A 13,002-nucleotide genomic window follows, 5' to 3' on the forward strand; every position below is an offset into this window, starting at 1 on the left:
ACCGGCATCGACTTCCTTGCCGCGCCCCTTTCCGGGAAAAGTTCAGCAAGTGAGGCGCGACATTGCACCTTGAACCGTGCAGTCGCGCCCTCGGAGCGGGGGGCAGGTGCCCGGTTTATGCTGCCGGGAGTGTCCAGTTTGCACTGCCGGCGGTATCCAGTTCACCTGCAAATGGAGAGGGATGGTGCTGCCGCGGCGCCGGCTTGGCTGATCAGGCGGCGCGCGTCAGCGCGGCCTTGTTGGCGCTGAGGAATTCTTTCATAGAGACCGGCTTCCCGCCCCAGAGCGCTTCGACGGTATCGGTGAGCAAGGCGGCCTTGCCGGCGCGGGCGAACCGTTCGAACGGCAAGAGGAAGTTGTCGACGACGAAATCCGGCACGCCGGCGGCCTTGGCGCCGCCAGCGAGCTGCTCGTCGCTTACTTCGACCACGCTCAGCGGCTTGCCGGTGACTTCGCTGGCGAGTGCGCCAATCTCGGCATTGCTCAACGCCTCGGGGCCGGTGACCGTGTAGGTCTTGTTCTCGGCGCCCCTGAGCAGTGCACCCGCGGCGGCATGGGCGCAATCGAGACGGGCCGCATGGTTGGTCTTGCCGCCACTCGCGGAGGTGAACCACTGGCCGGATGCGAGATTGTTCGGCAGGGTGCCCAGCAGGTTCTCCATGTACCAGCCCATGCGCACGATGGTGTAGGGGATGCCTGTGGCCTTGATGGCGTCCTCTGTGCCGAGGTGCTCATGGGCGAAGGGGATCTCGGAGGGCGCCTCCGGATTGGGCATCGAGGTGTAGAAGATTTCCTTCACGCCCGCTTCCTTAGCCGCTTGCACGGCAGTGAGATGGGCCGGGAGGCGGTCGCCGATCTGGTCGGTGGAGATGATGAGGAAGCGGTCAACGCCCCGGAGCGATGCGACGAGACCGGGTTTGTCGGTAAAATCTGCATGCCGCACCTCCACGCCGGAAAGCCCTGCGAGCTTTGCGGGATCGCGCGTGCCGGCGACGATCTTGCCGGCATAGTCGCGGCTTTTCAGCGCCTCGATCACGAGCCGGCCAAGCTTGCCGCCCGCGCCCGACACGAAGAGGGTGGGAAGGGACATCATATACTCCATAATCAGGTTGATTGTTTGTCTCGTTTTGAGAGCAGCTTTAGGTTAGTAACCATCGCTGAAGAGACAAGACGGCAGTTTTCGGTCCCATAGTTACCTTCGGAGAACCACCATGCGGCCAGGGCTCAGCTTCAAGGAGAACATGCAGGAAGCGCGCCGGACCTATCCCGACGCGAGCCAGTGCCCCGTGCGCGGCGTGCTCGACCAGATCGCCAGCAAGTGGAGCGTGCTCATCCTCTCGGCGCTGGCGGAACGGCCTTATCGCTTCGGGGAATTGCGACGCGATATCGGCGACATTTCCCAGCGCATGCTCACCCAGACGCTGCGCGACCTGCAGGCCGACGGATTGATAGAGCGGACTGTGTTCCCGACCACCCCGCCAAGCGTCGAGTACAAGCTCTCGCCATTGGGGCGCAGTTTTCTCCTGCCGCTTTCGGCGATGGTGGACTGGGCCTTCGAGCACTTCCCGGCGATCGACAAAGCCCGGGCGGAGTTTCGGAAGGAAGCTTGAGGGGGCGTCCACGCAGGAGGTCCCGCAACTGATCGGTGGGGTTGAAGCAGAGGGGGCATTCCCATCGCCATCGGACCTGGAAAGAACGCTTAATTTGGGCCGAAGAGCAAAGCCGGAAAGCAAGTAAGGCGCGGGGGCGGGCGCAAGATCGGGTTTCGGCTGCCATCGGTAAACCGCCGAGCATCGAATGGCGTCATAGCACAGAGCCGAGTGCGGACGAGTCATACAAGCGCATCCTTGATACATTAGCATTGACTAATTCATTAGTCTTTGCTAATTAATTGCGCATGAGCGAAGCGACCATGATCGATGCCGTGATGCGGGCCCTGGCGGATCCGACGAGGCGAGCCGTGTTCGAGCGGATCGTCGGATGCGACGAGATCACCGTCGCGGAACTGACGCAGGGAAGCGGCGTCACGCAGGGGGCGGTTTCCCAGCACCTCAAGGCGTTGAAACAGGCGGGGCTCGTCGCTGAACGCCCGGAAGGGCGGAAGGTCTATTACCGCGCCGAGCCCGGCGGCCTCGAACCGCTGGCCGACTGGATGAGCCATTACAGCCTGTTCTGGCGCCAGCGCTTCGCCAATCTCAGAACCCTTTTGAAGGAGATCGATCCGTGAATGATCAAGCCCTTAAGCCGGATACGCAGGCGATCGTGGTCGACGAGATCTTCCCGCATGCACCCGAAACCATCTGGAAGGCGCTGACCTCGGGCGATCTCATCGCCCGCTGGATGATGGCGCCCGCCGATTTCGCCGCGGTGGAAGGACAGCGTTTTACCTTTCGCACCACGCCGGCCGGCGCCTGGGATGGCGTCATCCATTGCAGGGTGCTGGACGTAAAGCCGAACGAACGCCTCGCCTATGCCTGGCAGGGCGGTGACGAGAGCAATGCTGGCTACGGATCGCGCCTCGACACGGTGGTGACCTGGACGCTGGAGGCCGCCAAGGGCGGGACGCGGGTCCGCCTCGTCCATTCCGGCTTCGTCATGCCCAGGAACGAGACTGCCTTCAGGAATATGCGCGAGGGCTGGAAGAAGGTCCTGCGCAACCTCGGCACCGTCGTGGCTGGCAGCAAGGATTGAGGCGAGGGGAACGAGATGAACAAGGCCTATACCGGCGGATGCGCCTGCGGCGCGATCCGCTACGAGATCACCGCCGAACCGGTGTTCAGCAATGAATGCCAGTGCCGCGACTGCCAGCGCGAAAGCGGCACGGGCCACCAGTCCCATCTGACCTTTCCGCGGCAGAATGTGACCCTGTCCGGGGAAGGCCGCCCCTGGGACATGGTGGCCGACAGCGGCGTCAGGAAGACCCGCTATTTCTGCCCTACCTGCGGATCGCCGGTCTATCTGACCTTCTCGTCCATGCCGCAATTCTTTTCAGTCCGCGCTGCGAGCCTCGACGAGCCAGACCGCTACAAGCCGCAGGCGGTGACCTATACCAGCGGGGGATATGCCTGGGACCATCTCGATTCAGCCCTGCCGAAATTCGAGAAGATGCCGCCGCGCTGAGCGTGGCGCTCGTCAGGTGGGTCGATCTCCAGATCGACCATCGTGGAAACGCCGAGCTTGCCAGAAGGGAAATGCCGATCTGGAGATCGGCACACCGCGCAGCATTATGATGACGGCTATCAGCCGCTTTACAACCAAACACGATGCAGTTGACCATTGTTCTCTTTTTGTTCTAAGCACTAAGAGTGCCGATGGAGAACGCGAGGTCATCATGCAATTGGCGTTTGACTTCTATGGCGAGCTACCGCGGGGGCCGGTACGGGGCGAGAGATTGTTCTTCGCGGTGTTTCCCGGCGCGGAGGACGCTTTCCGGATCGAACAGTTCAGGCGGAGTTTTTTCGAAGCGAACCATTTTCGCGGCAGCATGTTGCGACAGGATCGCTTTCATGTCTCGCTCCACCATATCGGCGACTTCAAGCGTCTCAAGTCATCGCGTAGCTACGCCGCGGAGTTGGCCGGCGAACTCGTCCATTTGCCTGCTTTCGAGATAACCCTCAACGCACTCAAGAGTTTTGGTGCGTTCCCGAAGCCGGGTAGGGCCCTGCGCTATCCCCTCGTCCTGCTTGGAGAAGGGCCGGGTCTGGTCGAACTTCATGAAACATTAGGCGCGGCCATGACCAAGGTCGGCATCCGCGCCTTTCCTGACTTCACGCCGCATCTGACCTTGTCCTATGGCGAACGTTCAGTTTTGGAACAGCGGATCGACCCGATCCCCATTCACATCGCAAGTTTTTGCCTGGTTCACAGCAGGGTGGGGAAGACGGAATATCGCATCATCAAGCGCTGGCCGCTCCTGGAACCCAAGCCGCTCCTGCATTGACCCAGCGTGAGGAACCCTGATGCCGCCCGTCACCGTCGATCCCGCCAAGGTCCATGAATTCGCGGATGCCGAGAGCTTCTACGCCTGGCTCCGCGACCATCACGACAGCGAAAGCGAAGTCTGGATCAAGATCCACAAGGTGGGCTCGGGCCTTGCCTCGATCACGCCCAAGGAGGCGATCGACGTCGTGCTCTGCTGGGGCTGGATCGACGCGGTGCGCAAGGCCCTCGACGAGCGCAGCTTCCTGCAGCGCTATACGCCGCGCGGTCGCAGGAGCATCTGGAGCCGGATCAATGTCGACAATGTCGCCCGGTTGGTCGCCGAGGGGCGCATGACCGAACATGGGCTGAAGCAGGTGGAGGCCGCCAAGGCGGACGGCCGCTGGGATCGGGCCTATGAGAGCGGCAAGGATCTCAGAATTCCCGCCGATCTCCAGGCCGCGATCGAAGCCGAGCCGGATGCGCTGCAGATGCTGGGCACGCTCAGCGCGCAGAACCGTTTCGCACTCGCCTTTCGCATGCACAACACCAAGACCGAGGCCGGGCGGAAGAAAAAGATCGAGACCTTTGTCGCCATGCTCAAGCGCGGCGAGACGATCCATCCGCAACCGAGGAAATGAGGCGGCAGCGCCTGCGGATGTAGGACCGGGCCGAGTATGACGGGTCGAGCTCTAGGCGATCCCGTATCAGATCGGCAGTGCCTCGACCACGACACCGCTCTCGGCAACGACGACGCCACCCCGCAGCACCAGCTTGCGGGGCGGGCGGTTGATCACGGCCTCCTCGACGCTCGGCGTGTCGATCACGACGAGATCGGCCGGCGCGCCTGGTGCCAGGCCGTAACCCGCAATGCCGAGCGCCTTGGCCGGCTCGAGGGTGGCGAGGTCCAGCGCCAGGCGCAAATCCTGATTGGTGTAGAATTCCTGCCGGGCCGCGACGATTGCGGCCCGATCGAGCATGTCGCCATTGCCGAAGGGCGACCAGCAGTCGCGGATATTGTCGGACGCGGCGAAAAGGGTGACGCCGTGGCTGCGCAGCGCCTTCACCGGCGGCACCGGCACGGCGGCCGGGCTCGAGGTCATGATCGCCACGCCGGCGCGCGCCAGGACATCCGCGGTTCGGGCGAAGCTCTCGGGCGACAGATCGCCCAGCGCGAAGGCGTGGCTCACCACGACGCGCCCCTGCAGGCCGAGCGCCTCGGTGCGGCTGGCAATGTCGCGCAACTCGGAGCCACCGGTTTCGCCGCCGTCATGCAGATGGATGTCGACCCCCTTGCCGTGTTTTTCGGCGAGGGCGAAGACGATGTCGAGCTGGCCTGGCACGTCATGGTCGAAACCAGCGGGATCGAGCCCGCCGATCAGGTCGGCACCGGCGGCGAGGGCGGCATCGAGGAGGTCGGCCGCACCGGGCTCGCTCATGACGCCGCTCTGGGGAAATGCGACGATCTCGATGTCGACCCAAGGCCTCCATCGTTCCCGAACGGCGAGCAGGGCCTCCAGATTGGCGAGTTTCACGTCATTGTCGATGTCGACATGGCTGCGTACCCGCGTGGTGCCGTTGGCGACGAGGCGTCGCAGAAGGTTGGTGGCGCGCGCCTCGACGGGCAGAGGCACGGCATGCCGGGCGACACGTTCGGCGGCGATACGCTCGCGCACGCTTTCGCCCGGCACATGCGGCACCAGCGGAGCGCCCATATGGGTCTTGTCGAGGTGGATATGGCCATCGATGAAGGCCGGAAGCAGCAGGGCTCCGGCAAGATCGCGCCGATCCGGATCGCTCGATCGGGGGCGGGGCTCCTCGATCGAAGCGATATGCCCGTCGGCGATGAGAACATCCGCCCGGCGTCCGTCCGGCAGGGTGGCGTCAGCAAGCAGCATCACATCAGTCCGAGGCGTTTGGCGGCAACGTAGTTGTAGAGGGGATCGCGATAAAGCTTGAATTCCTCGGAGGCGGAGAAACTGAGGCTGAGATCGTGCTCGTCGTCGTGCCTGATGGCTTCGGCGAAAATCTCCGGCCAGTCCGGCACTTTCTGCCGCCGCCATTCTTCGACATGTTCGGCCGCCGGAAAGTCGGGAAAGCCGATCTTCGGTATGAGCGAGGCGATGGCCTGCCAGAAGCGCCGCATCGGCACGGTCGGGTCTGGCGACCGCGGCGCCATCATGCGCAGCCAATGCGTGCCGGTGAGGGCATGCAGGAGGGAAAAATCGCCCGTCGCGGCGAAGAGCGCCAGCGACAGGCGGGCGAAGCGGTCCATGGTATCGGGGCCGATGGCCAGCATGTCGTGAACGGGCGCGAATTCCGGCTTGGCGGCGACGGCGCGCATATTGTGCCAGAGCAGGTCGCATTCTGTGACGATATGGCGAAAGGAGGAAGGCCTATACATGTAGGCCAGCACTTCGACAGGGTCATCGGTTGTACCGGCTTCACCCCGGCCCGTGCCGAGATCGAGATAGGTCGCGGCCCAATAGGCGAGGGCGATGGCGGTTTCCTCGTCATTGTCCGTCAAGGTGGCGTAGGCCATGCGCATGAAGGCATGCATGGCGCTGGCGGCAAAGCCGTCGAACAGGACCGGCAAATAGAGCCGGGCGGCCGGCGTGGCACCGAGCCGCCGGACCTCTCCCTGGAAGAACTTGCGATAGTCACCTTCCCGTTCGCGATCACCCAGGGCGTCACGCCAGTTTTCCCGGGAGATCGTCTCTTTGGGAGCGGGCACGGGGACGAGGCCGTTCTGGACGCGGTAGATCTCGCAGAATTCTTCCAGTCTCCGGTCATCGGCGCCCATGCGCTGCATGGCGACCAGGATCATCGGCAGATGATTGGCGAGCCTATAGGGGAATTCGGCGCTCCACTGCTGCGACCAGCCGATGGCACGGGCGAGCGCATCGTCCTTCCTGTCCGCTTCTTGCGGTGCCGACATCGAACCCTCCCCATCCGGTCCTGCTCTGCGGGGCATGAGGAACCTTTTGGTTGCTCGCGGCCGCAGCTGGAATCTACCCTGTCCGCGCGGGGCAGAAAAGGGCTGGATGCAACAAACCAAACAAAATTATGTAATAATTTGTTCGATATTGCGAATGTTCGGCGCCGCCTTCTCATCAAGTTGCGAAAATATGTTTGAGTGTGCTCGAATTTCTCACATTCTGATTGCGCGTAAAAAATGCAATGATAGCCTCCCGGTTGCGAGGGTGTAACGAAGGGGATCCACGATGAACATGACGGCAAAATGCTGCTCTCTCATGCTGGCGGGATTTCTGGTGTTTGCGGGAGCGGCGCAGGCCCAGGAGCGTTTCGAGGGCGTCACGCTCAACCTGGCATCGCAGAACGACCAGTTCGCGGTGATCCTGGCCGCGATGGCGCCGGATTTCGAAAAGGCCACCGGCGCCAAGGTCAATGTCGAGATCCTGAGCTATCCGGAATTGCTGACCAAGATCACGGCCGATTATGTCGGCCATACCAAGGGCTACGACATCGCCACCACCGACATCGTCTGGTCGGGGCAGTTCGCCGAGGCCGGCTACACCGTCGACCTCACCGACTGGATCAAGCGTGATGCTGCCGAGATCAAGGTGGACGACATCTATCCCAGCCTGATGAAAGGCCTGGGAGGTTACAAGGGCAAACAGATCGCCTTTCCTTTCGCCGGCTATGCCAATGTGCTCGCCTATCGCAAGGACCTCTACGAGGCCGCCGGCCTGAAGCCGCCGGCGACGATGGAAGACTATATCGCCGCTGCGATCAAGCTGACAGATCCGGCGAAGAAGACCTTCGGCTTCGTCGCCAACGGCCAGAAGGGCCCCGCCGTAGCGCAAGACTGGATGCAGTACAATTTCCAACTCGGCGGCTCGATCCTGGGGCCTGACGGCAAGCCCACGCTCAATTCGGCGGCCAACCTGCAGAGCGTCATCGATTACAAGAAGCTGTTTGACAAGGCGGCACCGCCCGGCGCGGCCGATTATGACTGGGGCGCGCGCGAGGAGAGTTTCCGCCAGGGCATGGTTGCGAACATGCAGACCTGGTCGATCGGCGCCGCCGGCTACGACAATCCCGAGATCTCCAAGGTGGTCGGCAAGGTCGGCATCATGCTGACGCCGGCTCGGACCGGCAAGCAGCCGGAATACGGCATCGGCGGCTGGGGGCTCGGCATCAATGCCGACATCGACAAGCGCAAGCAGGAGGCGGCCTGGGCCTTCATCAAATGGATCACCAGCCCGGCCGTGCATAAGGAATTCAATCTGCGCGGCGCCGGCAGCTATCTGCGCAAGAGCGAGATGACCGACAAGGACCTCCTGGCGAAGTTCCCCTTCCTGCCCGTGCTGGCCACCTCCTTCGAACATGGCAATGTCGATTTCCGGCCGCGCATTCCGCAATATCCGGAATTGCAGGATCTGATCGGCTCGGCCGTCAACGGCGTGCTGGTCGGCAATGCCGATCCCAAGACGGCCCTGGACGAGGCGCAGGCCCAGGCGGAAAAGCTGTTCTGAACCGCTGGTTATCCGGGTGCGCGGATGCTCCGTCCGCCTCTTCCTTTCCGCAAACGGAGGGGTTTCAAGCGCGGACGGGACCTCCGCGCACCCGGGAAAAACGCCCTTACAGCCTGTTCAAGCAAGGTTGCATTGCCATCGAGGGCGGCGCGATCATGCTGGCGCCTGTCTTGTCGCCGACGATTCCGGAGAGCCTGGATTTGGAAAGCAGTTCAACGAGTCTCGCGAGAAGCGGCTCTCCAGCGAGGGCGCGGCCCCGGCGCCTGTCCTACGCACGCAAGCGCCAGCTTTTCCTGATCCTGCTGGCGGCTCCCGCCATACTCTATGTGCTGGCGATCGCCGTCTGGCCGATGGCCCAGGGGATCTTCTATTCCTTCCAGGAATATAGCCTTGTCCGCCCGGCAGGCCGGCGTTTCGTCGGGCTCGACAACTACATCGCCCTGTGGAGCGACAAGACCGCCCGACAGGCGTTGATCAATACCTTCGTCTTCACCATCGGTGCTGTTACGATAGAATTCGTCTTCGGGCTCGGCATCGCCCTGCTGCTCTGGCGGGACGATTTGTTCAACCGCATCGTCCTCGGCCTGTTGCTGATCCCGGCCACGGTGACGCCGCTGGTCGTCGGGCTGATCTTCAAGGCCATGCTCAATGCCGACTACGGCGTGCTCGGTTATTTCCTGGCCGAAGCAGGTATCTCCGGGCCCAGAGGCCTGCTCGCCGATCCGCTGCTCGCTTTGCCGACCCTGATCGCCGTCGACGTCTGGGAATGGACGCCCCTGATGGCGCTGATCCTGCTGGCGGGCCTCAAGTCCCTGCCGACGGATATCCTCGAGGCGGCGCAGGTCGACGGCGCCACCAGCGCGCAGCGCTTCGCCCTGATCATCCTGCCGCTCCTGCTCCCGGCGGCCTTCCTGGCCCTGGTGCTGAGAATGATGGATGCCTTCCGTGTCTTCGACATCATCTATGTCAGCACCAGCGGCGGGCCGGGCGACGCCACCACCACGCTGATGATTCATGGGGTCAAGCAGGGACTGGAATTCTTCAATATCGGCCGTGCTTCGGCCGTGAGCAATCTGATCACCGCCTGCATCGGCGTGATGGCGGTGATGTTCATCTTCCTGGTCAGGCCGGCGAGGAATCGCAATGCGTGAGGCCGCTGCCGATAGGGGATTATGGGCAAGGCGCGCCGCCCTGGTCGTCATTCTCGCCATCGCGCTCTTTCCGATCGTCTGGCTGTTCGCAACCGCCTACAAGCCGGCGAGGGACATCTTCACCACGCCGCCGCAGCTCTTCTTTGAGCCGACCTTCGCGAATTTCGAAAACGTCTTCCGGCTGTTCGACCTGTGGTCGCTGGTGAAATCGAGCCTGATCATCTCGATCGGCTCGACCTTGCTTTCGCTGCTGCTGGGCGTTCCCGCCGGCTATGCCCTGGCCCGCTCGAAGAATCCGAAAGCTGTGTGGCTCGCCTATTTCTTCCTGGCCATCCGCACCGTGCCCCCGGTGGCAACCCTGATCCCCTTCTATCTGATGATGCGTGATATCGGCCTGCTCGGCACCTGGTGGGCGGTGATCCTGCTCAACACGGCCCTGAACAGCGCCTTCGTGGTGTGGATGATGTTCTCCTATTTCCGCGCCTCGCCGGTCTCGATCGAGGAAGCGGCGCTGACGGACGGCAGCAATGACTGGAGCACCTTCCTGTTCACGGCCCTGCCGTCCGTTGTGCCCGGCATCATCGCCAGCGCCATCTTCTGCATCATGTTCTCCTGGAACGACTTCCTCTATTCGATGTTCCTGACCCGGGCCGACAGCAAGCCGATCTCGGTGGCGCTGCTCTCGGCCTATGGCACCAAGGACATTTCCTGGGGCACGCTCGGCGCGCTGGCGCATTTCTCCACTCTTCCCATCGTCTTGATGATGATCCTGCTCAACCGCTATTTCGTGCAGGGCCTGACCAAGTCGGCCCATTGAAGGTTCTGCCATGGCCGCAATCAGCTTTTCCCAGGTCAGCAAAGCCTATGCCGACGGGCATCTGGCCGTGAACAAACTGGATCTCGACATCGCCGACGGTGAGTTCCTGGTGCTGGTCGGCCCGTCGGGCTGCGGCAAGTCCACGGCCTTGCGCATGATCGCCGGTTTGGAGACCATTACCGGCGGCACGCTCTCGATCGGCACGGAGGTGGCCAACGACCTGTCGCCGCGCGAGCGCAACGTGGCGATGATCTTCCAGAGCTATGCGCTCTATCCGCATCTTTCCGTCGCCGACAATGTCGGCTTCGCCCTCAAGGTGCGCGGCGAGAAGCGCGAGGTGATCGAGGAGAAGGTGAAGGCCGCCGCCGCCATGCTTGAGCTGGACAAGCTGCTTTCCCGCCGTCCCGGGCAGTTGTCCGGCGGCCAGCGCCAGCGCGTCGCCATGGGGCGGGCGATCGTGCGCGAGCCCGCCGCCTTCCTGATGGACGAGCCCTTGTCCAACCTCGATGCCCGCCTGCGCGGCCAGATGCGCGCCGAGATCGCCCGCCTGCAGCGGGCAAGCGGGGTCACCACGGTCTATGTGACGCATGACCAGGTCGAGGCGATGACCATGGGCGATCGCGTGGCCGTGATGAATGCTGGCGTGCTGCAGCAATTGGCGCCGCCCCGCGAGCTCTACGACCGGCCTGTCAATCTGTTCGTCGCCACCTTCATCGGGGCGCCGCCGATCAATCTGCTGCCTGGCCGGCTGCGCCGAGGCGGGCAGGGGATGGAAGTTGCTCTGCCGGGCCTCGTTTTGCCCTTGCCGGCTGCTTTCGTGCAGGAGAGGCCCGGGCTTGCGAGCCAGGGTGATCGCGAGGTGGTGGTCGGCATCCGGCCGGAGAACCTGTTCCTGACCGACAGCGAAGGCGAGGCGCTTTCCGCCCGCATTGCTTTTCAGGAGGATCTGGGGGCGAGCCTGCTCATCCATGTCGATCTCGTCGAGCCCGGGACGGACGCAGAGCAGAGGCGCGCAGGGCTGGACGAACTGGACGAAAGCGCGCCGGTCGCAATTTCCACCCGCATGCGCATCAGCGCGCCCGTCAGTACGAGGCGCAAGGCCGGCGATGCCGTGAAGATCGGGATCCAGGCCGACAGCCTGCATTTCTTCGATCCGGCAAGCCAGCTGGCGATCCGCTGAGATCATCGGAAGCCATCTTGGCAAGGTGCTCGCGCTTGGCGGCTTTCCCAACCATGCCTATCTATGATTTAAGCTCGTCATTGCGAGCGCAGCGAAGCAATCCAGTTTTATGGTAGGCGGTTTCTGGATTGCTTCGCCACGCTCGCAATGACGGAAATATTGCCGGCCAGGCGGCCATACATCGTTTGGCCTCCGGCTTCATTGACAGGACCTCTTCTTTGTTCACAGGCATCATTCAGGGCGTCGCCACCATCGACGCCGTCAAGGACCATGACGGCTTGCGCACTTTCACGCTGCGCTTTCCCGAGGGCTTCAGCGAAGGGCTCGCCATTGGCGCCAGCGTCTCGGTGGACGGTGTCTGCCTGACGGTGACTGAATTGCTCTCGGCGCAGACGGCAACCTTCGATGTGATGCTGCAGAGCCTGAAGATCACTACTTTGGCCGACTATGTCGCCGGCGATCGCGTGAATGTCGAGCGGGCCGCCAAGGACGGAGCCGAAATCGGCGGCCATCCGATTTCGGGGCATGTCGATTTCTCCACCACCATCGAATCCGTGGGCACCTCGGAAGGCAACAAGGTCATCCGCATCGCCATCCCGCCGGATTTCGTGCGCTACGTCTTCGCCAAGGGCTATATCGCCATCAATGGCGCCAGCCTGACCGTGTCCGAAGTCGACAAGAAGGAAGGCTGGTTCGAAGTCTGGCTCATCCCCGAAACCCGTCGCATGACCGTGTTCGAGGACAAGCGGGCCGGCGACCGACTCAATATCGAGATCGAGCGCGACACCCAGGTGGTGGTCGATACCGTGCGCGATGCCGTGCAGGAGAGCCTGGGACGCCTGCAGCCAGTGCTGGAAGCCCTGCTCGCGGAAAAGGGCCTCAACCTCGAGGATTTCATGCAGGTTCCGCGCCAGATCGGCAAGGGCTGAGGCTCGAAGGGGCGGACAGTGTCTAACATCGTGCCCTTCGGTGGGAGAAAGCAAGACGGAGCGGACTCTGAAGGAGAGACGCAACGGCGGTTCGAGCTCCAACTCTTCATCAAACATCCAAGCACCGATCCAGCGGAAATCACGGCTGCGGTCGGACTTGAGCCGAAAATCCAGAGTCGGGTTGGAGATGCGCGTAAGACTCCAAAAGGCGCGCCACTGCCGGGCGTCTACCCGGACACCAGTTGGCGCTATAGCGAGCGGCATCATGTCGAAAAGCAATGGTTCGCCAGTCGTGTCGAAGAACTGGTTGATCGCCTCCTTCCCCACAAAGCCTTTCTGCTTAGCCTGAGGGAAAGTGGCGGCAGGACGTGGATCATCGTCGAGTTTCTTGGCGATGGCTACTTCGGCGATGAAATTCCGCTGCGGACATTGGCTAAATTAGTCGAGCTTGGCCTAGATTTCGGCATCGAGGTCTTCGCTGTTCCTCAAAACTGAAGCTTTCGCACCC

Annotated in this window: 15 protein-coding genes; 12 read left to right on the plus strand and 3 right to left on the minus strand. The window is 62.7% G+C overall.

Translation table 11 applies throughout. The annotated features are described in order from the left end of the window. Positions 1-211: 211 nt before the first annotated feature. Positions 212-1,090, minus strand: coding sequence for an SDR family oxidoreductase (locus tag C5L14_RS15850; RefSeq protein ID WP_105862999.1), 879 nt, complete (start codon positions 1,088-1,090; stop codon positions 212-214). Between the two features lie 121 nt (positions 1,091-1,211). Between C5L14_RS15850 and C5L14_RS15855 the strand changes: the two genes are divergently transcribed. The 6 genes from C5L14_RS15855 to C5L14_RS15880 all read left to right on the plus strand — a co-directional run bounded on the left by C5L14_RS15855 (position 1,212) and on the right by C5L14_RS15880 (position 4,559). Beyond that, positions 1,212-1,610: a winged helix-turn-helix transcriptional regulator gene (locus C5L14_RS15855; RefSeq protein WP_105863000.1), complete on the plus strand. Its 399-nt coding sequence runs from the start codon at positions 1,212-1,214 to the stop codon at positions 1,608-1,610. Positions 1,611-1,897: 287 nt separating this feature from the next. Further along, positions 1,898-2,227: an ArsR/SmtB family transcription factor gene (locus C5L14_RS15860; protein ID WP_105863001.1), complete on the plus strand. Its 330-nt coding sequence runs from the start codon at positions 1,898-1,900 to the stop codon at positions 2,225-2,227. Continuing rightward, on the plus strand, positions 2,224-2,691 hold the full coding sequence (locus C5L14_RS15865) for an SRPBCC family protein (RefSeq protein ID WP_105863002.1): 468 nt from the start codon (positions 2,224-2,226) through the stop codon (positions 2,689-2,691). The genes C5L14_RS15860 and C5L14_RS15865 overlap by 4 nt, the downstream gene beginning before the upstream one ends. Before the next feature lie 15 nt (positions 2,692-2,706). Next, positions 2,707-3,120, plus strand: coding sequence for a GFA family protein (locus tag C5L14_RS15870; protein WP_105863003.1), 414 nt, complete (start codon positions 2,707-2,709; stop codon positions 3,118-3,120). A gap of 109 nt (positions 3,121-3,229) precedes the next feature. Next, entirely contained in the window at positions 3,230-3,940 is a 711-nt protein-coding gene (locus tag C5L14_RS15875) for a 2'-5' RNA ligase family protein (RefSeq protein WP_181161193.1), read from the plus strand. A 19-nt stretch (positions 3,941-3,959) separates the two neighbouring features. Continuing rightward, a complete protein-coding gene (locus C5L14_RS15880) occupies positions 3,960-4,559 on the plus strand; it encodes a YdeI/OmpD-associated family protein (protein ID WP_105863005.1) in 600 nt (199 codons plus the stop codon). A gap of 66 nt (positions 4,560-4,625) precedes the next feature. Here the strand turns inward: C5L14_RS15880 and C5L14_RS15885 are convergent, their stop codons facing one another. Both C5L14_RS15885 and C5L14_RS15890 read right to left on the minus strand, forming a co-directional pair. Beyond that, positions 4,626-5,816 (minus strand): amidohydrolase family protein, encoded by a 1,191-nt coding sequence (locus C5L14_RS15885; RefSeq protein ID WP_181161194.1) that lies wholly within the window; start codon positions 5,814-5,816, stop codon positions 4,626-4,628. Continuing rightward, positions 5,816-6,856, minus strand: a complete 1,041-nt coding sequence (locus C5L14_RS15890; protein WP_181161195.1) for a questin oxidase family protein — start codon at positions 6,854-6,856, stop codon at positions 5,816-5,818. Before C5L14_RS15890 ends, C5L14_RS15885 begins: the two co-directional genes overlap by 1 nt. A gap of 286 nt (positions 6,857-7,142) precedes the next feature. On the opposite strand from C5L14_RS15890, the gene C5L14_RS15895 reads away from it, so the two are divergent. The 6 genes from C5L14_RS15895 to C5L14_RS15920 all read left to right on the plus strand — a co-directional run bounded on the left by C5L14_RS15895 (position 7,143) and on the right by C5L14_RS15920 (position 12,989). After that, positions 7,143-8,417 (plus strand): ABC transporter substrate-binding protein, encoded by a 1,275-nt coding sequence (locus tag C5L14_RS15895; protein WP_105863008.1) that lies wholly within the window; start codon positions 7,143-7,145, stop codon positions 8,415-8,417. Between the two features lie 194 nt (positions 8,418-8,611). Then, positions 8,612-9,568: a carbohydrate ABC transporter permease gene (locus tag C5L14_RS15900; RefSeq protein ID WP_428832630.1), complete on the plus strand. Its 957-nt coding sequence runs from the start codon at positions 8,612-8,614 to the stop codon at positions 9,566-9,568. Further along, positions 9,561-10,385: a carbohydrate ABC transporter permease gene (locus C5L14_RS15905; protein WP_105863010.1), complete on the plus strand. Its 825-nt coding sequence runs from the start codon at positions 9,561-9,563 to the stop codon at positions 10,383-10,385. Before C5L14_RS15900 ends, C5L14_RS15905 begins: the two co-directional genes overlap by 8 nt. A 10-nt stretch (positions 10,386-10,395) precedes the next feature. After that, the gene (locus C5L14_RS15910; RefSeq protein ID WP_105863011.1) at positions 10,396-11,565 is read left to right on the plus strand and encodes an ABC transporter ATP-binding protein; all 1,170 of its coding nucleotides are present in this window, start codon (positions 10,396-10,398) and stop codon (positions 11,563-11,565) included. A gap of 218 nt (positions 11,566-11,783) precedes the next feature. Beyond that, on the plus strand, positions 11,784-12,494 hold the full coding sequence (locus tag C5L14_RS15915; RefSeq protein ID WP_105863247.1) for a riboflavin synthase subunit alpha: 711 nt from the start codon (positions 11,784-11,786) through the stop codon (positions 12,492-12,494). An 18-nt stretch (positions 12,495-12,512) separates the two neighbouring features. Beyond that, complete coding sequence (locus C5L14_RS15920; protein ID WP_105863012.1) at positions 12,513-12,989, plus strand: DUF4279 domain-containing protein; 477 nt, start codon at positions 12,513-12,515, stop codon at positions 12,987-12,989. Positions 12,990-13,002: the final 13 nt, after the last annotated feature.

Origin of the sequence: Labrys okinawensis (assembly GCF_002982075.1) — a bacterium.
Classification (GTDB): domain Bacteria; phylum Pseudomonadota; class Alphaproteobacteria; order Rhizobiales; family Labraceae; genus Labrys; species Labrys okinawensis_A.